The organism is Streptomyces bullii, assembly GCF_042657145.1.
Lineage (GTDB): Bacteria > Actinomycetota > Actinomycetes > Streptomycetales > Streptomycetaceae > Streptomyces > Streptomyces bullii.
Map to the genome: position 1 here is coordinate 384,934 of NZ_JBHSNY010000003.1, position 20,418 is coordinate 405,351.

A 20,418-nucleotide genomic window follows, 5' to 3' on the forward strand; every position below is an offset into this window, starting at 1 on the left:
TCGTACATCAAGGCGGGGGCAACTGCACGACGGTTGCCGCGGGTTCACCCTCTGTTCATTCGGGCGCCCGGCTCTCGCGCATATGTGCCCCTACGGTCACGCTGACACCAAGGGCACCCGAGGAGAGAACAAAGTGCGCAAGCTCCTGCCGTTGATCGGAACGCCGTCCGGTTCGCATCCCGGCGGTCGGTCCGCCATGACCTGTCGTTTCCGGTGTGGTGACGCCTGCTTCCACGAGGTGCCCAACACCAGCTCCAACGAGTACGTCGGCGACGTGATCGCCGGAGCCCTCAGCCGCCGGTCGGTGATGCGGGCCGCGGCCGTCGTGACCGTCGCCGCGGCCGGTGCGGGGGCCGCGGGCGTGGCGAACGCCCCGCGGGCCGGCGCCGCGAGCCCGGCGGCGGACGGAACGGCGGCCGGAACATCGGCCGGGACGCAGAGCGGGTCGGGCGGCGGTGCGCGCGGGCTGCGCTTCAGCCCCGTCGCGCCCAACACCACCGACGCCGTCGTCGTGCCGGACGGGTACCGGCAGAACGTCGTGATCCGCTGGGGCGAGCCCATCCTGCGCGGTGCGCCCGCCTTCGACCCGGAGCGGCAGTCCGCCAAGGCGCAGGCCGGGCAGTTCGGGTACAACTGCGACTTCCTGGCCCTGCTGCCGCTGCCGGGTGAGCGCGGCCGGCAGCTGCTCGTCGCGAACCACGAGTACACCGACGAGGTGCTCATGTTCCGCGGGTACGACTCCGCCGACCCGACCCGGGAGCAGGTCGAGATCGCGTGGGCGGCGCACGGGCTCTCCGCCGTAGTAGTGGAGGAGGACCGCGGGACCGGGAAGCTCACCGCCGTGCCGCGGCACCACCTCAACCGGCGGGTCACCGCCACCACCGAGTTCCGGCTGACCGGCCCGGCCGCCGGGTCGGAGCTCGTGAAGACCTCCGCCGACCCGTCCGGCACGAAGGTGTTCGGCACCCTCAACAACTGCTCCGGCGGGACGACGCCGTGGGGCACGACCCTGCACGGCGAGGAGAACTTCAACCAGTACTTCGCCAACGGCAGCCGGGCGACGGACAAGCGGTACGGCATCGGGACCGGGGCCACCGAGCGCAAGTGGGAGCGGTTCGACAAGCGGTTCGACCTCGCCCAGGAGCCCAATGAGGCGCACCGGTTCGGGTACGTCGTGGAGTTCGACCCGTACGACCCGACGTCCACGCCGCGCAAGCACACCGCGCTCGGGCGGTTCAAGCACGAGGCGGCGACCGTGCGGCTCACGCGCGACGGCCGTCCGGTCGTGTACTCCGGTGACGACGAGCGGTTCGACTACTTCTACAAGTTCGTCGGCAGCAAGCGGATGAAGAAGGGCAGTTCCCGCGCGGTCCGCGAGTACAACATGACCCTGCTCGACGAGGGCACGCTGTACGTCGCCAAGCTCACCGGTGACTCCCCGGCGATCGAGATCGACGGGTCGGGCAAGCTGCCGGCCGACGGCGAGTTCGACGGCAGCGGTGAGTGGATACCGCTGGCCACCGCCACGGCGGACGGGGCGGTCTCGCACGTGGATGGCATGACGGCCGAGGAGGTGTTCGTCTTCACGCGGCTCGCCGGCGACAAGGTGGGCGCGACGAAGATGGACCGGCCCGAGGACATCGAGCCCTCGCCGGTCACCGGCAAGGTGTACGTCGCCCTGACCAACAACTCCAACCGCGGTGTCGGCACCAACGCCAAGGCGGACGAGGCCAACCCGCGCAACGCCAACAAGCACGGGCACGTGCTGGAGCTGACCGAGCGCTGGAACCGGCCGGAGAGCACGAGGTTCGCCTGGTCGCTGTTCCTGGTCGCCGGTGATCCGAACGACCCGGCCACCTACTTCGCGGGCTTCCCGAAGGACAGGGTCAGCCCGATCTCCTGCCCGGACAACGTGGCCTTCGACCCGTACGGCAACCTGTGGATCTCCACCGACGGCGCCCAGCTCGGCTCCCACGACGGCCTGTTCGGTGTGGCCACGCGGGGTGCGCGGCGCGGTGAGCTGAAGCAGTTCCTGACCGTGCCGAACGGTGCGGAGACCTGCGGGCCGATCATCCAGGACCGTCGGGTGCTCGTGGCGGTGCAGCACCCGGGTGAGGTCGACGGCGCGTCGGTGGAGAAGCCGGCGAGCACCTGGCCGGACGGGCCGGGGAAGCTGGTGCGGCCGGCGGTGGTGTCCGTGTGGCGTGCGGACGGCCGCGACATCGGTGTGTGACGGGCGGTGACGTGCGGGCGGGGACGTCCCCCGGCGCGCTCCGGCGGGCCCGGTCCGATGACGCGTGCCCGGTCGGTCCGGTCCGACGGGCTCGTGCCCGACGGGCTCGTGCCCGACGGGCTCGTGCCCGGTGCGCGCGGGCACCGGTGCACGCGGGGGCCGATTGACGCGGTCCGGTGGATGCCGTCCGGTGGGTGCGGTCCGGTGGGCGCCCCCCGTCTCAGTTGCCCTGGTGGAGGGTGAGGTCGACGACCACCGCCCGGTGGTCCGTGTCCGGCAGGTCGAGGAAGCGGGCCCGGTGGGCGGAGAAGTCGTCCGAGACCAGGACGTGGTCGATCTGGGTGCCGAAGACCGGGACGGTCCGGGCCGGCCAGGTCGGGGTCCGGTCCGCACCCGTCAGGCGGGCGGCGTCGGTCAGCCCGGTGTCGAGGATGCGGCGGAAGGCCGCGTGGTCCTGGGAGGCGTTGAAGTCGCCGGCCAGGACGGTCGGCGTCGTGCGGTCGGCCGCCGCGAAGTCGCGCAGCGCGTCCAGTTCGTCGCGCCACAGGCCGGTCCCGCGGGGCAGCGGCGGCATCGGGTGCGCGAGTTGCAGGCGTACGGCGTGTCCGCGGACGTCGGCGACGGCGCCGGGCATGCCCATGGTGCCGGGGACACCGGCGGTGGGCCGCAGCGGGAAGCGGCTGAGGAGGACGGAGCCCTCGGAGCCGCCGCCCGTCACGGCGCTCCGGTGCGGGTAGGTGGCCGCCAGGTCGCGCGTCAGCGCCGCGTCGCAGCTGTACTCGCACTCCTGCACGAACACGAGGTCGGGCCGTTCCCGGCGGACGGCGGCGACCAGGGCGTCGGTGGCCTGGCCGAACTCGACGTTCGAGGTGAGGACGCGCAGTTCGGCGACGGGGCGTCCGGCGGGGTCGCCGGTCGTGCCGTGCGGGTCCAGGAACCAGGCCAGCAGGCCGAGGAGGGCGACGCCCCACACCGTTCCGGCCCACCAGCGGGCGAGCAGGGTGAGCAGCAGTCCGGCGCCGGTCGGCAGGAGCAGCCAGGGCAGGAAGGCGAGCAACTGGGGTACCGGCGTGGCGCCGTCGCTGTCGGCGACGCGGAAGCCGACCACCACGCTCACCGCGGCGAACAGCAGCCCGGCGCAACCGGCGCCGAACCGGTGCCCGGACCGGCGTTCCGGCAGGTCGTCGGTGTGTGTCCGTTCGGCAGCCGCAGTGTCCACGTCCCGGCCTTCCGCTCGCGGGCGGGATGCCCGGATCCTCCCTCGGAAGACGGAGAGTACGCGCAGATGGTTGCTAGGCCCGGTCCGCGCGGGCCAGGAACGTCTCCAGCGCCGTGTTGAACTCCTGCGGCTTCTCCAGGTTCGGCATGTGGGCCGCGCCGTGGACGACGTGCAGGGTGGAGTCGGGCAGGGCGGCGTGCATGGCCTCGGCGTCGGAGACGGGGGTGTAGGTGTCGTCGCTGCCGACGACGACCAGGGCCGGGACCGTGACGCGGGTCAGCAGGGTGCGGTAGTCGGGGCGGCCGGCGCGGGCGCGCAGGGCCGCCGCCGCGCCCTCGGGGGAGGTCGCCGTCATCATGCGGTGGACGTGGGCCTTGACGCGCGCGTCCGCGGACGGGGAGACCATCTTCTCCAGGACCTCGTCGGCGTAGCCGCGCATGCCCTCGCGCAGCAGGCGGTCCGCCACGGCGTTGCGGGCCGTGACGCCCTGCGGGGTCTCCGGCGCCGGGAAGGTGTCGGCGAGGACCAGGCCGCGGACGCGGTCGGGGAACTGCCGGTAGCAGTCCATCGCGATCTGGCCGCCCATGGACAGGCCGGCGAGTACGAAGGTCTCCACCTCCAGGTCGTCCAGCAGTGCCGCGATGTCCTGGGCGAAGTCGGAGAAGTCCGTGACGGCGGGTGTGGTCGGGGAGGCGCCGTAGCCGCGCAGGTCGGGGGCGATGACACGGCGGGCCGCCGAGAAGGCGTCCCGTTGGGGGGCCCACATGGTGCGGTCGAAGGGGTGGCCGTGCACCAGGACGAGGGGGACGGCGGGGGACAGGGGGACGAGGGGCGACCCTGAGGGATCGGGGCCTTTGTCCTCGTATGCGAGGAAGGGTGCCATGACCACGACCCTAGATCCGCCCAACTCCTCGGTGCAATAAGATCTTTGCCCTCGGTGCAATCCGGACGGCAGGCAGCGGACAGGCAGACAGGACAGACACGACAGGCACGGGGGACGGGCGTGGACGACTACCGGCGCATCGCCGACCGGATCGCGGACGACATCACGGCCGGGCGGCTCCGGCCGGGTCAACGGCTGCCGCCGCAGCGGTTGTTCGCACGCCGCCGCGGTATCGCCGCGTCCACGGCGGGGCGGGTGTACGGCGAACTCGTGCGGCGCGGGCTGGTCGTCGGCGAGGTCGGCCGCGGCACGTTCGTACGGGCCACCCCGCCCGGGCCCGCCGGGCGGGCGCTCGCCGAGCCGGGTGCGGTGGCGGGGGCGGCCGAGCCGCGGGTCGATCTGGAGCTCACCTACCCGTCCGCGCCGGGCCAGCCGGAGCTTCTCGCCCCGGTCCTCGGGCAGTTGCTCCGGCCCGACGTCCTGGCCGAGGCGCTGCGACCGGCGCCCGCCACCGGCACCGCGCCCGCCCGTGAGGCCGCGGCCGGGCTGCTGGCCGCTCCCGGCTGGCGCCCCGACCCGGACGGGCTGCTCTTCGCGGGCAACGCCCGCCAGGCCGTCGCCGCCGCACTCGCCTCCCTGGTGCGGCCCGGCGGGCGGGTCGGCGTGGAGCCGCTGACGTATCCGCTGGTCAAGGAGATCGCCGCGCGGCTGGGGATCGCGCTGGTCCCGCTCGCCGTCGACGAGGACGGCCTGCGGCCCGGGTCCGTCGCCGCCGCGCACCGCTCGGCGCCCCTGTCCGCGCTGTACGTGCAGCCGACATTGCACAATCCGACGTCCCTGACGACGAGCGGCGCCCGGCTCGCCCAGCTCGCCGACCTCGTGGACGACTTGGGCATCCCCGTCGTCGAGGACCGCGTCTGGTCCTTCCTGGCCGGTCCGGCGACCGGCCAGGAAGGACCCTTCGCCGCCCACGCGCCCGCCCTCACCCATGTCGTCGACGGCCTGTCCAAGCGGGTCGCGCCCGGGCTCACCGTCGGGTTCCTGGCCGTACCGCCGCACCGGGTCGAGGCCGTGGCCGCCGTCGTGCGGTCCGGAGGCTGGAGTGCGGGGCGCTTCGCGCTGGAGGCGGCGGTGCGGTGGATCGGGGACGGCACGGTGGCGCGTCTCGTCGAGGCCAAGCGGGCGGACGCGGCGCGACGGCAGCGGATCGTCACCGAGGAACTCGCGGGGCTGGCCGTACGGTCCGATCCGCGCGCCTGCTTCGCCTGGTGGGAGCTGCCCGCGCCGTGGCGCGCGGACACCTTCACCGCGGCGGCCGCCGCGCACGGTGTCGCGGTCACGCCCGGGCGGGCCTTCGCGGTTGATCCCGGTCGGACGCCGGGTGCGGTCAGGCTTGGGCTCGGGTCGGTTTCGGAGGGGGATCTGCGGTGGGCTCTGCGCGTGCTCGTCGGTGTCGCGCGGGAGGGCCGTAGCGGGTGGTGAGCCAGGCCGTGCAGGCGACCGTGAGGCCCAGCGCGCACAGGAGCCAGGAGGCGGTGCGCAGCGTCGCCGTGAGGGCGTCGTAGACCGCGCCCACGGCTGAGGGGTGCACCTCGTCGGGGAGACCGGCGAGGGTGAGCCGGCGGCCGATCGCGATGGCGAGGACGAGCAGCGCGCCGCCGAGGGCGGTGCCGAGGCCGGTGGCCGTGACCGCGCGGCGGCGGCAGGCCGCGACGGCGATCCCGGCGACGGCGAGGACGACGGTGGCGAGCGGCAGCCAGAACGCGGCGGTGTCCAGCACGTGGTATCCCTTCCGGAGACCGGCCACCTCCCGCGCCGGGAGCACCCGGACCTCGGTGTGCTCGACGGGGACGTACGCCAACGGCGGGTGGTCGCGGGCGAGTCGGTGTGTGACCCGGGCGGCGACGGGCGCCAGGTCGACGGTGACCGGACGGGCGCCGGGCCGTTCGTCGCGCAGGGCGCGCAGTACGGCGTCGTGGACGGTGCGGTTCGTCGCGTCCCACGCGGTGCGGAACGCCTCGGTACGGGTGAACGAGCGGACCGCGTCGAACACGAAGGGCCGCAGCCGCCCGGCGTCGGCCCCGTGGCCGGACCGGTCGCCGGCCTCGCGCAGGATCCCGGCCCCGACCTCCGCCACCACCGCCTCGCGCACGGCGGGGTCGGCGGACAGCGGCGCCATCGCGGTGACGTACCGGCCGGTGTCCGCCAGCCCGTACGCCGCCCAGGCCGCGAGCGCGCCGAACGGCAGGCACAGGCACGCCAGCGCGAGCAGGGCGGCTGACACGGCGTTGCGGAGACGTGCGGGCACCCTCCCAGCCAAGGCCCGGGGGACCGCACGCGCGACCCGCGGTGCTGCGAACGGGTGTACGCGGTTTCCGTCAGGCGACGCGGTGGCCCTCGGCGTCCTCACGCGTGTAGTAGCGGTAGAACAGCATGACGAAGAAGGCCGCCGCGACCACCAGGCCGAGCACCGTGGACGCCAGCCGGGTCGCGCCGCCCTGGACGTACAGGAAGCCGATCGCGCAGCCGGCGAACGCGCCCCACAGCAGCGCGTGCGGTTCGCGCCTCAGCCGTGAGGCCACCGCCCGCACGACGACGTAGAGCACCATGAAGGCGAACGCCGTCACGAAGCCGAACAGCACGTTCCAGCCGGTGATCGGCCCGCCGTCGCGCCGGTTGGCCGCGGCCCAGTAGCCGTACACGAGCCCCAGGACGACGGGCACCGCCCACTTGGCGGCCGTGTGGACCCGGGCGCTGAAGACGTCGGGCGTACGGCGCTGCCTGCTCATCCCGCCGGGCGCGGGTGCCGCGTGAGCCATGAGAGCACTCCTCTCTCTCCGCCCCCGCTACCAGCGCACACCGGCGCCGGGCCGCGGGCAAGTCGGCGCGGGGGACGCGTCCGGGACCGGATGCGGCACGCGCGGCCCCGTGTTTCGCTGGGGCCGTGAGCCACGGCAAAGGGGGCCACGGCCTGCGCGACCGGTACCCCGGGGCCGTCCGCCGGGACGCCCCGGGCCGGCACCAGCTGCTGCGGTTCAAGGGCCACAGCGTGGCCTGGCTGCCGCCGCTGCTGCTGCTCGCCCTGATCCCGTCGGTCGACCTGAACACCACCGGCGACTTCCGGATGATCACCTGGGTGGTGCTGGTGCCCGGCATCGCCGCCGCGATCTGCGGGGTGTGGACCACGGCCGTGTTCGCGGCGCTGGCGGTCATCACCTACATCACCGTGGACAGCGTCTGGCCGTACGAGTACCGGTCGGGTCCGGCCGACTTCGTGCTCGTCGCCATCGGCGGCCTGCTCGCCACCCTCGCCTGCGTGGTCCGCAGACGCGGCGAGTCCCGCGCGCTGCACATGCGGGACGTCGCCGACACGGTCCGCCGCACCGTGCTGCGCCCGCTGCCCAGCGCATGGGGCGGACTGGACCACGCCGGCGTCTACCTCACCGCCGACGCCGAGGCCCGGGTCGGCGGCGACTTCTACGACATCCAGCCGGGCCCGCACGGCACCCGCGTCCTGGTCGGCGACGTGCAGGGCAAGGGGCTGGGCGCGGTGGAGACGGCGGCGGCGCTGCTCGGCACCTTCCGGGAGGCCGCGTACCACGAGCGGGACCTGGCCACCGTCGCCGACCGGCTGGAGACCCGCATGCTGCGCCACCGCGACCACGCCACGGCCCTCGGACGGGACGACGGCGACCGTTTCGCCACGGCCGTCCTCATCGGCTTCTCCGACGACGCGCCCGACGCCGTGGACGCCGTGCTCTTCGGCCACGAGCCGCCGCTGGCCGTCGGCCCGTCCGGTGTGCGCGCGCTGCCGGCCGGTGACGGCCTCCCGCTCGGCTTCGGAGCCCTGGGCGCCGGCCCGCCGCCGGTGCGCCGGCTGCCCCTCGCCCCGTCCGAGACGCTGCTGATCGTCACGGACGGGGTGACCGAGGCGCGCGACGCCGACGGCGCGTTCTACCGGCTCGGCGACGCGGTGGGCCGGGCGGTGCGGCAGGACCCGCGCCTCGCGGAACCGGCCCGCCTGGTCGCCTTCGTACGGGACGGCACGCTTCGGCACTGCGGCGGCCACCTGGGCGACGACACCACCGTGTTCGCCGTCCGCCGGCGCGCGGGAGAGCCGCTCGGCCAGCGCGTCGTGCCGTGGGCGGCACCGGCGGCGGGCGAAGGCCACGAACGGGGACGTTTGCGGGGCTGAGGCCCCCCTTTGCAGCCGCAGCGGTTACCGTGCTGCCGTACGTGATCGACAGGGGGAGGGGACCATGCCCGGAACCGTGCTGCTGGTGGCGGCCTCGCCGCTGGGCAAGGGACGCCTGGTGGACGCCGCCTCCGTGCTCCCCGTCCTCGCGGCCGTGCCGCCCGCCGTACTGTCCGGGACGGACACCGCGAACGTCGTCGAACTCGCCGACCCACTGGAGCCGCAGGCCGTGCTGACCCGGCTGCGCGCCGCCGCGGCCACCCCCGGCCCGCTGACCGTGTACGTCACCGGCCAGCTCCAGCTCGACCGCCGCGAGCACCTGCCCCACCTGGCGATGGCCCGCACGACCCCGTCCACGGTCCGCTACACGGCCTTCCCCTGGCACTGGATCCGGGAGGAGCTGCGGCTGCGGCCCGGCGGCACGACGACCCTGGTGCTGGATCTGCACGCCGACCCGGACAGCTGGGAGTGGCTGCGCGGCCGCCCGCTGGACTGCGGCCGTGGCAACGCCGTTTACGGTCGCATCGCGCCGCCGCCGTCGCGGCGAACGGTGGCCGTCCCGGCGTACATGCGGGCGGTCGCGACGATCCTGCGCAGCGGGCACCGGCCGCCCCTGGAGCAGCTGCACCAGCAGGCCATGAGCCGGATCGCGCGCGAGAGCTCGGGCGCGGACCTGGTGCTGGCGGTCCCCGGGCCCGGCAGCGGCGATCCGCACGCCGACATCGCGGCCGCCGTCCAGGCCGGCCGGCACGCCGACGCCGACGCGCTTGCGGCACGCCACGAACAGGCCGCCGTACACGCGCACGGGGCCGGGTCGCAGGAGGCGCTGCACTGGGCGGAGGTCCGGGCGGACCTGGCGATGTTCGCGGGGGACGCGGTGCGCAGCTGCCGGACCTGGCTCGCGGTGGCCGGGGCGCGGCTGAACGCCGGGCAGGCCGTGGACGCGCCCGCCGTCGAGGCGGCCGTGGACCGGGCCCACCACCAGTGGACGCAGATCCGCGACCAGGCACGGGCCCGCGAACTCGGGCCCGCGCTGGCCCGGTTGCGGGAGACGGTGCCCGGTCGGCGTGAGGGCGCGCTGGACGACGTCCAGCGGCGGCTGGCCGGCCTCGGCTCGTCCGTCGGGTCCTGAGGACGGCGCACAAACGCTTGCCGGGACGCTTCCGGACCCTCCCCAGTGCGCAAGTGCGGTGCCATGATGATGAGTTATGGCTGAGGGGGATGGAGTGGCGGCCCGGAGCATCCGCGTGCGGCTGGACGGGACGGCCACCGAAAGCGATGTCGGGGCCCTGCACAAGTGGCTGGAGCGGGAGAAACCGCTCGACGAGATGGTCCGCGCGAGCAAGTTGCAGATCCACGAACGGCGCCGGACGGACGAGTCGGACGAGACGGGCGGGGACGACACCAGGACGCCGATGGGCGTCGACATGGAGATCGTCGTCACGGTGCTGGAGACCACCGTCCTGCTGGTGGAAGTGCTGGACCTGGTGAGACGGGCCGTGGACGCGTGGCGGGGCAACCGCGCCCGGGTGGAGGACGGCGATCCGCCAGGGGTCAGTGTCGACCCGGTGGACCCGCAGACGGGGCGGACCGACCGCGACCCGGAGGACGGTGATCCGCCCGCCGCCCGGGTGGACGGTTGACCCGGTGAGCCGTTTCGACCCGCGCGGCAGAGTGAACCGGGCGCTGCTGGTCGGGGTGTCCGAGTACGACCTCACCGAGCCGCCGCACGGCGTGCCCGGCGACCTGCCGGCCGTCAAGCACAACCTGAACCGTCTCCGCGAGGTGATCCAGCGGGGCCGGGTCTTCGGCGAGCACGAGATCACCCTGTCGCGGTCGCCGTCCCTGGACGACTTCAGCCGCGCGCTGGGCACGGCCGCCGCCGAGGCCGAGGGCGTGCTCCTGTTGTACTTCGCCGGGCACGGCGCGGTCCCCAGCGCGGGCGACGAGCTGTTCCTGCAGATGCGCAACGCGCGCGTCATCGCGGGCGGGCACGCCGTGTTCCCCGGCGCGGAGCGGTTCACGGACGTGCTGACCGTGCTGGGCACCAGCCGGGCCCGGCGGATCGTGATCGTCCTGGACTGCTGCAACGCGGGCAACGCCGCGTGGATCTGGGAACAGTCGCGCGAGCGGCGGCGCGTGCTGCTGCTGATGAGCGTGCAGGCCAACCACCGCATCGACGCGGGCGATCCGCGTACGCCGACGCCGTTCACCGGGGAGCTCGTGCAACTCCTCGACAAGGACGGGGAGCTGTGGTTCCGCGACCTCGCGGACGAGATGCGGGAGCGGATGGCCGCCGGCGGTTACCGGACGTTCCGGGGCGAGCCCTGGGAGCCGCAGTGGCGGACCGCGCACGACGAGGACGTGCTGCTGTCGGCACGGGGGGTGCGGTGGCCGCCGGCGGGAGGGGTGCCGGGGCCCGAGCCGGTGTCCGAACAGGCGTCCGGGCCGGTGTCCGAGCCGACTCCCGTGCCGGTGCCGTCGACTCCCGCTCCGGTGCCCTCCACTCCCCTACCGGCGCCGCCGGTTGGCCGCGAGGAGGAGGTGCCTGGGCGGTCGGGGGCGCCGGGCGGTGGCGGGGAGTCGGTGCCTGGGCCCGACCCGGACCCCACCCCCACCCCCACCCCCACCCAGACCCCCACCCCCACGCCCACCCAGAACCGCCCCCCTACGCCCACCCCGAACCCGAACCCGAACACCACCTCAGACCCTTCCCCCCGCCCCGCCGTTCCCCCGGCCGTCCTCCCGGCCCTGCTCATCGGCTGGGGCAAGGCGCTGCTCGCCTGGTTGCGGCGACCCCGGCTGCCCCGCCTTCGCCGCGCCGGGGGGCGTCCCGGCCGGGTGGCCGCGATCTGCGCCGCACTGCTGCTGACACCGGCCGCCCTGGGCGTCGGTGTGTACCTCTACCTCCTGGGTCATCGCGACGACGGCGTCTCCTGCGCCCCGCCCGTGGAACTGCGCGTCCTGACCGACCCCGACCTGGAGCGGACCGTCCGCGCCGCCGCCGATACGTACCTGGAGTCGGAGGAGAACACCACCGGCGACGGCTGCCGCCGCAGCGGCATCACGGTCTACAGCGCGGGCACCGCCCGCGCGGTCAACGCGTTCCGCAAGCAGTCCACCGCCTGGAAGGAGCCTCCCGGCGACGCCGACAACCCGCAGCGGGACGTCGGTCCGCAGCCGGACGTCTGGATCCCCGCGACCCCCGCGGACGCCGCCCGGGTCATGAAGGGCCAGGACACGGACGCCGTCGCGGACCTGGAGCCGGACACGGAGCCCTTCGCCTACTCGCCGATCGTGCTCGCCGTTCCGCAGGACCTCGTCGCCGAGCCCCTGCACGAGCGCGCCGGGCCGCCGCTGACCAGGATGATCGACGACCTGCGCGACCGGGCCGGGGACGCCGAAGTGCGCCGCCCCGACCCCGAGTTCACCGACACCGGCCTGCTCGCCACGGTCGGCCTGTACCGCCCCGACACTGTCGACCCCGCCCGCGCGGAGCGCCGGATCGCCCCGGGCGCGCCCTCGCCCACCGCCGCCGACCTGCTCTGCACGCTGCCCGACGAGAACGCTGTCGACCTGCGCACCGCCGCCCTGGTGCCCGAGTTCCTGATGAAGAGCGGCGTCGGCTGCGACAGCGAGAAGCGCGTGGACCGGATCGCCCAGTACCCCGGCGACGTACCCGGCTTGGAACCCCTCTTCGTCCGCGTCCGCTGGAAGGGCGCCGACCGCGACCGGGCCGGCCGCGACGAGGCGGCCGCGGGCTTCCGCACCTGGCTCACCGGCGAGCGGGGGCGTGAGGTGTTCGCCCGCGACGGCTTCCGCTCGGCCACGGGCGGCCGGTACCTGATGGACTCGGACGACCCCGGCACCGCCCCCGACGCCGACACCGACGACGGAGTGCTCGGCGATCCCCGGCCGCTCGACACGTCCGCCGGACGGGACGAGATGGAGCGCGCGCTGACGAGCTACCAGGGGGCCAACGGTCCCGGCCGGGTGCTGTTCCTGCTGGACAGCTCCGGTTCGATGACCGACCGGTGGAAGGGGCCCGGCGGCGGCCCCGACCTGGTGCGACAGGCGCTGGGCGGGCTCGGCGGCCGGGACGAGTACGGCGTGTGGGCGGTGGCGGGGCTCGGCGACCGGCCGTACGAGACGCTGCTCCCGTTCGGGCAGCACACCCGCAAGGACGCCCGGGCCGCGATCGGCGAACGCGCCCGGGTCCGGGACGCCGAGGCCGACCCGCACGCGGCCCTGCTCGCCGCTCTCGCCGACATGGAGCGGCGCGGCACCGAACGCCCCCGGCTGATCGTGTACGTCACCGACGACGAGGACGCGGGCCGGCTCACCGGCGCCGGCCTCGCCGACGTCCTGGCGATGGCCCGCTCGGTGAAGGTGCCGGTGGCGATGGTGTCCCTGGTCGCCGGCGGCTGCGACCGGGGCAGGCCGGACGCCGAGATCTCCGCGGCGAGCGGCGGCCGCTGCGTCGACGCCGGCGAGAAGCTCGGCGCGGCCCTGCACGACGAGGTCGCCCGCACCGGAACGGGGGAGGAATGATGGCCCGACTGTCCCGACTATCCCGACTGTCCCGACTGTCCGTACGGTCCCGACGACGGCTCGCCGTCCTGCCGGCCCCGCTCCTCGCCCTGCTGCTGACGGCCGCCTGTTCCGCCGACCACGGCGGTGCGGGCGGTGGGGCAGGCGGTGGCGGGGCCGGCGCGGCGCCCTCGCCCTCCGACGCCGGGCCCGGCGCCATCGTCGTCGCCAGCGGCCGGGACGTCACCGGCAAGAACGGCGTCCGCCAGCAGCTGATCGACGCCTGGAACGAGCGGCAGAAGCGGGCGGGCACCGGTTACCACGCCCGGCTGGTCGAACTCCCCGGCAGCGCCGACGAACAGCGCAGCCAGCTGCTCGGCGCGCTGCAGTCGGGCAGCGCGTCGTACGACGTGGTCAACCTGGACGTGACGTGGGTGCCGGAGTTCGCCGCGGCACGCCTGATCCGGCCGCTGTCCCGGACGATGATCGACGGCGATGTCATCGCGTCCGTCGCCAGGACGGCCACCTGGGACGGTCAGGTGTACGCGGTGCCGTTCAACAGCGACGTCGGGCTCCTCTACTACCGCCGTGACCATCTGGAGCAGGCGGGTGTCCAGGAACCCGAACTGGACGCCGGACTGGACTGGGCGAGGCTGGAGAGTCTGATCGACACGGTCAACGACCACCGGCCCGAGGGCTACAAGAAGGGCTGGACGACCCAGCTCGCGGCCTACGAGGGCCGCACGGTCAACGCCGTGGAGGCGTTCGCGTCGGCGGTGCCGGGCCTCGAACTGACCGACGAGCAGGGCCGGTACCGGGCCACCGTGGAGCAGCTCACGCGGGGCATCGCGGAGCTGCGCCGCCGCACCGCGGACCCGTACACCCTGCGGCCGGAGGCCGAGAGCTCCGATGAGGACGCCTCCCTGGACGACTTCACCGACGGCCGCACCGCCTTCCTGCGGCACTGGCCGTACGCCTACGGCACCCTGCACCAGTCCTTCGACGACCGGCAGCTCGGTGTGGTCCCGCTGCCCGGCCGGGCGGTGCTCGGCGGCCAGAACCTCGCGGTGACCGGGACGTCCCAGCGGGCGGCCAAGGCCGCCGAGCTCATCCGGTTCCTCACCGGCAGGGAGAGCGAACGCTGCCTGCTGGACGCGGGGTTCGCGGCCACCCGCACCTCGGCGTACGAGGACGACCAGGTGCGGTGCACGGTGGCCGCCTCGGTCCCGTCGGCCTCCCCCACCGGCGAGAGTGCCGACCGCATGCCGCGCGACAAGGCCGGCCGCCCGGCCTACGCCAGGCGCATCCTGTACGGGGCCCTGAAGGACGCCGTCCCCCGCCCCCGCACCCCGCTGTACGGGGCGTTCACACAGACGTTCACCGCCCGGCTCGGCGCGCTGTTCTCCGACAGCCCGCCCAGCGACGCGGAACTCGCGAAGAGCCTGGACGAGGCGCTGCGCGGGGCGCTGCCCGACTGAGGACCCCGCGAGAGCCGCCGGAAGGCATCGGCACCGAGCGTTCGCGGGGAGTCAGGGGAACCGTACGCTCGCCGGGAGGTGGGGGAACCGTACGCTCGCCCCGGAGGCGGGAAGCCGAGCGTCCGCCGGGAGGCGTGACCCGTGGACCAGCCGGGAGACAGGCGAACCGCATGTCACCGGGTGCCCGCGACGACCCGTGGGGCCTGCTGGTCCTCCGTCGCTCTCGCCGGGCCCGCGTTGGCGGCCAGGAGCAGGGTCGCGACGGCGATCACGGCGGCGGCGAAGCCTCTGGCACAACGCTCGGTGGTACGGGGGCGTTCCAGCACGGCGACCTCGCAACAAGCGACGGATTAAGCAGACTTAATTCCCGGTTTAACCTAGGGGCTGTCGAAGCCGAACGGCAAGGGGCCCAGGGGGAGTTGACAGTGGGGGAGCGTGACGACCCGGGGGTCATCGGACGCCGGGTGCAACGGCTCAGGGTCGAACGCGGGCTGACCCAGAAGCAGTTGGCGGAGCCCGTGTACACCCCGGCGTACATCTCGACCCTGGAGGCCGGGCGGGTGCGGCCCTCCGACGAGGCCCTGCGGCACCTCGCCGAGCGGCTCGGGGTCGCCTTCGACGAACTGGCGACCGGTCGTCCCGCCCGCCTCCCCACCGAGCTGCGGCTGCGGCTGACCGAGGCCCGGCGCGTCCTGGCCGTCGGCGACGCCGAGGCGGCGGCCGAGCAGTACGCCGAACTGCTGGTGGAGGCGGAGACGCACGAGCTGGCCGACGAGCGGGCGGCCGCCCTGCTCGGGCTCGGGGAGTGCGCCCTGGAGACCGGCGAACTCGTCGCCGGGCGGCAGTACTTCGAGAGGGCCGAGGCCTGCCTCGCCGACGCGCCGCTGCCCGTCCGGGTGCCCGCGCTGCGCGGACGGGCCGTCGCGCACTACCTCGCCGGTGAGCTCAGGTACGCCGTCTACCTGCTGGAGTCCACCCTCGACGAACTGAACCGGGGCGGACTGCACGACCCCGACGCCCTGCTGCTGCTCTACGCCAGCGCCATCGGGCCGTACATGGACATGGGCGCGCACGCGCGTGCCGCGCAAGCCGCCGAGTTCGCGCTGGCCCTCGCCCCCCGGGCGGGCGACCCGGCGCTGGTCGCCCGGATGCACCGGTCGGTCGCCCGTACCCTGCTCGCCGAGGGCCGCCTCGCCGAGGCCGACGCCTCGCTGGCCAAGGCCGCCGAGCTGTACCGCACGCTCCAGCTGCGCACCGAGCTCGCCAACTGCCACTGGATGCGCGGCTACGTCTACGCCCAGAACGGCCGGCTGGAGCGCGCCGAGGACGAGTTGCGCGAGGCGCTGCGGATGCTGTCGGCCAAGCGCGCCACCCTCTACAGCAGCCAGGTCGCCGTCGAACTGGCCGACGTCCTGCACCGCAGGGGCAGCTCCGCGGAGGCGGCCGCCCTGCTGCACGGGGTGCTCGGCGACCTGTCGTCCGAGCGCGGCGCCGTGCACTCCGCCGCCGCCCACCGGCTGCTCGGCATCATCGCCGAGGACGCCCGCGACACCGAACGGGCCGAGGAGCACTACGTGCGCGCCCTGAGCCTGCTGGAACGGGCCGGAGCCGCGGGCGACCTCGCCGACCTGTGCCGGCTCCTCGGTGACCTGCTGCGCCGCACCGGCCGCGTGGAGGCCGCGCTGGACGCCTACCGGACCGGGCTGGGCCACCGTACGGCCCCCGGCACGACCACTCTCGGGCCCGCCCCCGCCCAGCCCCCTCTGTGAGGATTCCGGGGTGCCGCCCGGCGCCCGCGGATACCCTGCCCCCACGTGTGAACGACCGGGGTGGGGATGTGCAGGACCAGGGTGGGGCGCGTGTGCGCCACCAGCGGACGGTGGCCGACGGCGTGCGGCTCGGGCTGCGCGCCCTCGTGTACGCGGTGCTCGGCTGCGCCGCGCTGCTGGCCGTCGTCACCGTCGCCGCCGTGCTCGCACCGGTGCTCGCCCTGGACCTGTACAGCCCGCCGGTCGCGGCCTGGTGGACGGTGTTCACCGCGATCACCGTGCAGGCCGTGCCGTTCCTGCTGCTGGGCACGGTGGTGTCGGCGGCGATCGGCGCGTTCGTGCCCGAGCGGGTCCTCACCCGGCTCCTGCCCCGCAACCAGGCCCTCGCCGTGCCGGTCGCGGGCGCGGCGGGCATGGTGCTGCCCGGCTGCGAGTGCGCGTCCGTGCCCGTGGCCGGGAGCCTGATGCGGCGCGGAGTCGCCCCGGCGGCGGCCCTGGCCTTCCTGCTGTCGGCGCCCGCCATCAACCCGGTGGTGCTGGTGGCGACCTCGGTCGCCTTCCCCGGGCAGCCGCGGATGGTGCTCGGGCGGCTCGTCGCCTCCCTCGCCGCCGCCGTGGTGATGGGCTGGCTGTGGGCGCGGTTCGGGCGGGAGGAGTGGCTGCGCCCGCCGCGGCGCCCCGCCCGGCAGGCGTCGAGCGGGCCGCGGGCCTTCGTCGCGGGCCTCCAGCACGACTTCCTGCACGCGGGCGGCTTCCTGGTGGTGGGCGCGGCGGCCGCGGCGACGTTCGGCATCGCCGTGCCGCCGTCGGTGCTGGAGGTGTTCACCGGGTCCGCCTGGCTGTCGGTGCTGCTCCTCGCCGTCCTGGCCGTCGTGCTGTGCGTGTGCAGCGAGGCCGACGCGTTCGTGGCGGCCTCGCTCGGCGGCTTCTCGCCCACCGCGCGACTGGCGTTCATGGTGGTCGGGCCGATGGTGGACCTGAAGCTGGTCGCCCTGCAGACGGGCACCTTCGGCCGGGCGTTCGCCGTGCGGTTCTCGGCCGTGACGTGGCTGGTGGCGGTGGCCTCCAGCGTGCTGGTGGGGTGGTGGCTGCTGTGAGGCGCCACGGTCCGGCCGTCCTGCTCGCGCTGACCGGCGCGGCGATCCTGCGGATCTCGCTCTTCGGCGACCTGTACCTGCGCTACGTGCGGCCCGGGCTGCGGCCGTACCTGATCGTGTCCGGGGCGGCACTGGTCCTGCTGGCCGTGACGGTGACGGCCCTGGCCAGGAGAGGGGACGGGCGGGGCGGGCGGGGCGAGGCCCCTGGCCAGGAGCGGGGCGGCGTACCCCGTCGTCCCGCTCCCCACGGCCCGCGGGCCGCCTGGCTGCTCGCCCTCCCCGCCCTGGCGCTGCTGCTGTTCCCGCCGCCCGCCCTGGGCTCCTACAGCGCCGAGCGCGAGGCGGAGCGCCGGGCCGCGCGGGGCGTCGGCACCTTCCCGGCCCTGCCGGCCGGTGACCCGCTGGACCTGACCCTCGGCGCGTTCGCCTCCCGGGCGGTCTACGACAGCGGGCGGTCCCTGGACGGCCGCACGGTCCGCCTGACCGGGTTCGTCACCCGCGACGACGACGGCACCTGGTACGTCACCCGTCTCCTCGTCTCCTGCTGCGCCGCCGACGCCACGACCGCCAGGGCGGAGATCCGCGGCGCGGACGGTCCGCCCGCCGACACCTGGGTCACGGTCACCGGCACCTGGCACCCGCGCGGCGAGCAGGGCTCGGACGCGGCCTGGCCGCCGGTCCTCGACGTCACGGACGTACGGCGGACGCAGCAGCCGGCCAACCCGTACGAGAAGCGCTGAGCGGCCGCCCCGAGGACACCTCGTGAAGGCCCGCGGCGTGCGGGTTTCGCCCTGCGGGGCGCGGGTAGTCGGGGCTCGTTTCCGGACGGACGGACGGCGGCCGGCCGAGCCCCGCATTCGAGCGAAGGCCCCGCTCCGGGAGTCCGTCGAGAGTGAAGGGCGCGGTGATCGAAGGAGGCGGGTGACCGTGCGGCCCAGGGACGACCCCAGTGGCGCCGCCGGCGGCGACCGGGGTCCACGCCGCGCCAGGGACGACGATCCTGAGGACCGGCGGTCCACCGACCGGGCCCGGGACCCGTGCCAGGACCCGTACGAGGACACCCCGCGCCAGGACCGGTATGCGGACGACCCGTGCCAGGACCCGCACGACGACGTGGACGGGGTGCGGGCCGCCGACGTGATCGCCGATGGCGTGCACGGGGCCACGCCGGCAGAGCTCCCGGGGCGGCTGTGCGCGGCGGCGGTGGAACTGCTGCCGGTGACCGGCGCGAGCGTGTCGCTGCGCAGCGACGGCATGCCCGTCCAGCTCAGCGCGAGCAGCGAGCAGGCCGCGCGCGTGGCGCAGATCCAGGCCACCCTGGGCGACGGACCGTGCCGGCTCGCCCTGGAGACCGGTGCGCCCGTGCTCGCCTGCGATCTGACGCAGGGTCACGACGCCCACCGCTGGCCGGTCTTCGCCCAGCAGGCGACGGCCGCCGGGGTACGGGCGGTGTACGTGATGCCGCTGGGCAACGACGCGGTGTGCGTCGGCACCCTCGACCTCTACCGCGACACCCCCGGCGGGCTGACCGAGCGGCAGCTGCACATCGCCCGGCTCGTCGCCGGGATCATGACGACGGCCCTGATGGCGCTGCCGCACGGCGATGAGCACGAGGCGCAGGGCGGCGAGCCGTGGCTGAGCGGACTGGCCGCCGACCACGACGAGATCTACCAGGCCGTCGGCATGATCATGGCGCAGCTCGGGGTGGGCGCCGACGAGGCGCTCGCACGGCTGCGCGGCGACGCCTTCGCCCGGGGGCGCACGGCACTGGACGTGGCACGTGACGTGGTCGCCCACCGCAAGCGGTTCGACCGCGACTAGTGTCTCGGAGCCCGTCGTCGGTGCCGCCGTGCACCGGCGGCCGTGACCTTCCTAGGCTTGCCGGTCATGGCCATCACCACCCTGCTCTTCGCCCTGGTCGTCCTCCTGGCCCTCATCACCCTCCAGAGCCGGATCGCGCAGGCCGACCGCCGCGCCGCCCGTATCGAGCGCAAGCTCGACCACATCCTCGACCACCTGGGGCTGCGCGAGCACGAGCCGTGGCGGGAGGAGGTCGCGGCGCTCGTGCGGGACGGCAGGAGGACCCGGGCGATCAAGGCGTACCGGGAGGCGACCGGCGCGGGACTGCTGGAGGCGAAGGAGGCCGTCGACCGTCTCGGCTAGCCGGCCCGGCTCAGACCTCCGCCCGCCCCTGCTTCCTGATCTCCGTCAGGCGCTGCGTCCCGAGCTGGACGACCGTCTGCGTGACCTCGGCCGCGAGGTCGCCGTAGCCGCCGTGGGTGAGCGTGATGGCGTTCTCGCCGACGCGGACGGCGGCCAGGTCCATGGTCAGGTGCGCCGGTGCGCCGTCCGAGGTCTGTCCGCTCAGCACCACGCGCAGGGCCTGCCGGGCGTCCCCGGCCTCCGGCAGCGGCAGGTCGGAGACCTGGACGTGCGCCACGCCGCCGCGGGTGGTCGCGGCCGAGAACTCGCCGCACCTGCCGGGCAGTGACGTCAGCCAGGCCAGTGTGCGGTCCACGTCCGCAGGGCGGTGCGCGGCGACCTGGTAGCGCAGTTGGGCCTCGGTGCCGGAGTCGTCGAGCGCGGACGCCGCGCCCGGCCCGGTGGGGGTGCCGAAGAGCTCCTCGGTGTACAGGGCGTCGAGCAGGCGCTGGCAGTCGGCGTCCTCCGTGCTCGCCTTGAGCAGCCCGTCCCGCCAGGTCGCGCCGCCTCGGGTCGGCACCCACGGCTGCCCCAGGTCTGCCTCCGTGATCAGCGCGGCCCGGACCTGGGTTGCGGTGAGGGCGGCGGACTGTTCCGCGGCGGGCCCGGCCGAACTCGACGTGGACGCCGCCGTGCGCCCCGACCCGGGCGCCGTCCGCCCGTCGACGGAACAGGCGGCGGCCCCCAGCAGGACGGTCGCCGACAGCGCGGTGGCGAGGAGGATGCGGGCGGCGGCCGGGGGGTGGGTCATCGGGGGTGCCTCCAGGTGGGGCCGGACGTTTCCCAAGATCGGTACGTGCTCCTACGGCACC

At 75.0% G+C, this 20,418-nt stretch carries 18 protein-coding genes; 12 read left to right on the plus strand and 6 right to left on the minus strand.

The annotated features are described in order from the left end of the window. The first annotated feature begins 133 nt into the window (after positions 1-133). Positions 134-2,233, plus strand: a complete 2,100-nt coding sequence (locus ACFPZJ_RS09670; RefSeq protein WP_381019568.1) for a PhoX family protein — start codon at positions 134-136, stop codon at positions 2,231-2,233. A 220-nt stretch (positions 2,234-2,453) separates the two neighbouring features. Here the strand turns inward: ACFPZJ_RS09670 and ACFPZJ_RS09675 are convergent, their stop codons facing one another. Together ACFPZJ_RS09675 and ACFPZJ_RS09680 are read right to left on the minus strand one after the other, a co-directional pair. Beyond that, entirely contained in the window at positions 2,454-3,452 is a 999-nt protein-coding gene (locus ACFPZJ_RS09675) for an endonuclease/exonuclease/phosphatase family protein (protein WP_381019570.1), read from the minus strand. A 73-nt stretch (positions 3,453-3,525) separates the two neighbouring features. After that, the gene (locus tag ACFPZJ_RS09680; RefSeq protein WP_381019572.1) at positions 3,526-4,335 is read right to left on the minus strand and encodes an alpha/beta fold hydrolase; all 810 of its coding nucleotides are present in this window, start codon (positions 4,333-4,335) and stop codon (positions 3,526-3,528) included. A gap of 120 nt (positions 4,336-4,455) precedes the next feature. Here ACFPZJ_RS09680 and ACFPZJ_RS09685 point away from each other — a divergent pair, with 120 nt between their 5' ends. Then, the gene (locus ACFPZJ_RS09685; RefSeq protein WP_381019574.1) at positions 4,456-5,817 is read left to right on the plus strand and encodes an aminotransferase-like domain-containing protein; all 1,362 of its coding nucleotides are present in this window, start codon (positions 4,456-4,458) and stop codon (positions 5,815-5,817) included. Here ACFPZJ_RS09685 and ACFPZJ_RS09690 read toward each other — a convergent pair. Beyond that, complete coding sequence (locus ACFPZJ_RS09690) at positions 5,723-6,643, minus strand: hypothetical protein (RefSeq protein ID WP_381019575.1); 921 nt, start codon at positions 6,641-6,643, stop codon at positions 5,723-5,725. The genes ACFPZJ_RS09685 and ACFPZJ_RS09690 overlap by 95 nt on opposite strands. Before the next feature lie 70 nt (positions 6,644-6,713). Further along, the gene (locus tag ACFPZJ_RS09695) at positions 6,714-7,154 is read right to left on the minus strand and encodes a hypothetical protein (protein WP_381019577.1); all 441 of its coding nucleotides are present in this window, start codon (positions 7,152-7,154) and stop codon (positions 6,714-6,716) included. A gap of 125 nt (positions 7,155-7,279) precedes the next feature. Between ACFPZJ_RS09695 and ACFPZJ_RS09700 the strand changes: the two genes are divergently transcribed. The 5 genes from ACFPZJ_RS09700 (at position 7,280) to ACFPZJ_RS09720 (ending at position 14,538) form a co-directional block, all read left to right on the plus strand. Further along, positions 7,280-8,530 (plus strand): PP2C family protein-serine/threonine phosphatase, encoded by a 1,251-nt coding sequence (locus ACFPZJ_RS09700; protein ID WP_381019579.1) that lies wholly within the window; start codon positions 7,280-7,282, stop codon positions 8,528-8,530. 64 nt (positions 8,531-8,594) lie between these two features. Then, positions 8,595-9,662 carry a hypothetical protein gene (locus tag ACFPZJ_RS09705; protein ID WP_381019580.1) on the plus strand — a complete coding sequence of 356 codons (1,068 nt, stop codon included), beginning with the start codon at positions 8,595-8,597 and terminating at the stop codon, positions 9,660-9,662. Positions 9,663-9,738: 76 nt separating this feature from the next. Beyond that, on the plus strand, positions 9,739-10,173 hold the full coding sequence (locus ACFPZJ_RS09710) for a hypothetical protein (protein WP_381019582.1): 435 nt from the start codon (positions 9,739-9,741) through the stop codon (positions 10,171-10,173). 4 nt (positions 10,174-10,177) lie between these two features. Next, entirely contained in the window at positions 10,178-13,081 is a 2,904-nt protein-coding gene (locus tag ACFPZJ_RS09715; protein WP_381019584.1) for a substrate-binding domain-containing protein, read from the plus strand. Further along, on the plus strand, positions 13,081-14,538 hold the full coding sequence (locus ACFPZJ_RS09720; protein WP_381019585.1) for an extracellular solute-binding protein: 1,458 nt from the start codon (positions 13,081-13,083) through the stop codon (positions 14,536-14,538). Before ACFPZJ_RS09715 ends, ACFPZJ_RS09720 begins: the two co-directional genes overlap by 1 nt. Before the next feature lie 173 nt (positions 14,539-14,711). Here the strand turns inward: ACFPZJ_RS09720 and ACFPZJ_RS09725 are convergent, their stop codons facing one another. Then, complete coding sequence (locus ACFPZJ_RS09725; protein WP_381019587.1) at positions 14,712-14,864, minus strand: hypothetical protein; 153 nt, start codon at positions 14,862-14,864, stop codon at positions 14,712-14,714. A 99-nt stretch (positions 14,865-14,963) separates the two neighbouring features. Between ACFPZJ_RS09725 and ACFPZJ_RS09730 the strand changes: the two genes are divergently transcribed. From ACFPZJ_RS09730 to ACFPZJ_RS09750, 5 genes are all read left to right on the plus strand, one after another. Beyond that, positions 14,964-16,307 (plus strand): helix-turn-helix domain-containing protein, encoded by a 1,344-nt coding sequence (locus tag ACFPZJ_RS09730; RefSeq protein WP_381019589.1) that lies wholly within the window; start codon positions 14,964-14,966, stop codon positions 16,305-16,307. A gap of 92 nt (positions 16,308-16,399) precedes the next feature. Next, on the plus strand, positions 16,400-17,404 hold the full coding sequence (locus tag ACFPZJ_RS09735) for a permease (protein ID WP_381020156.1): 1,005 nt from the start codon (positions 16,400-16,402) through the stop codon (positions 17,402-17,404). Then, the gene (locus ACFPZJ_RS09740; protein WP_381019591.1) at positions 17,401-18,144 is read left to right on the plus strand and encodes a TIGR03943 family putative permease subunit; all 744 of its coding nucleotides are present in this window, start codon (positions 17,401-17,403) and stop codon (positions 18,142-18,144) included. Before ACFPZJ_RS09735 ends, ACFPZJ_RS09740 begins: the two co-directional genes overlap by 4 nt. 373 nt (positions 18,145-18,517) lie before the next feature. Continuing rightward, positions 18,518-19,225 (plus strand): GAF and ANTAR domain-containing protein, encoded by a 708-nt coding sequence (locus ACFPZJ_RS09745; RefSeq protein ID WP_381020158.1) that lies wholly within the window; start codon positions 18,518-18,520, stop codon positions 19,223-19,225. A 66-nt stretch (positions 19,226-19,291) separates the two neighbouring features. Next, positions 19,292-19,567, plus strand: coding sequence for a hypothetical protein (locus ACFPZJ_RS09750; RefSeq protein ID WP_381019593.1), 276 nt, complete (start codon positions 19,292-19,294; stop codon positions 19,565-19,567). Between the two features lie 10 nt (positions 19,568-19,577). Here the strand turns inward: ACFPZJ_RS09750 and ACFPZJ_RS09755 are convergent, their stop codons facing one another. After that, on the minus strand, positions 19,578-20,357 hold the full coding sequence (locus tag ACFPZJ_RS09755; protein WP_381019595.1) for a hypothetical protein: 780 nt from the start codon (positions 20,355-20,357) through the stop codon (positions 19,578-19,580). Positions 20,358-20,418 lie beyond the last annotated feature (61 nt).

Bases quoted from the DNA above. Each gene is read 5' to 3' on its own strand.
- ACFPZJ_RS09680 (WP_381019572.1), bottom strand. From the start codon at position 4,335: ATGGCACCCTTCCTCGCATACGAGGACAAAGGCCCCGATCCCTCAGGG.
- ACFPZJ_RS09695 (WP_381019577.1), bottom strand. From the start codon at position 7,154: ATGGCTCACGCGGCACCCGCGCCCGGCGGGATGAGCAGGCAGCGCCGT.
- ACFPZJ_RS09705 (WP_381019580.1), top strand. From the start codon at position 8,595: ATGCCCGGAACCGTGCTGCTGGTGGCGGCCTCGCCGCTGGGCAAGGGA.
- ACFPZJ_RS09710 (WP_381019582.1), top strand. From the start codon at position 9,739: ATGGCTGAGGGGGATGGAGTGGCGGCCCGGAGCATCCGCGTGCGGCTG.
- ACFPZJ_RS09720 (WP_381019585.1), top strand. From the start codon at position 13,081: ATGGCCCGACTGTCCCGACTATCCCGACTGTCCCGACTGTCCGTACGG.
- ACFPZJ_RS09750 (WP_381019593.1), top strand. From the start codon at position 19,292: ATGGCCATCACCACCCTGCTCTTCGCCCTGGTCGTCCTCCTGGCCCTC.
- ACFPZJ_RS09755 (WP_381019595.1), bottom strand. From the start codon at position 20,357: ATGACCCACCCCCCGGCCGCCGCCCGCATCCTCCTCGCCACCGCGCTG.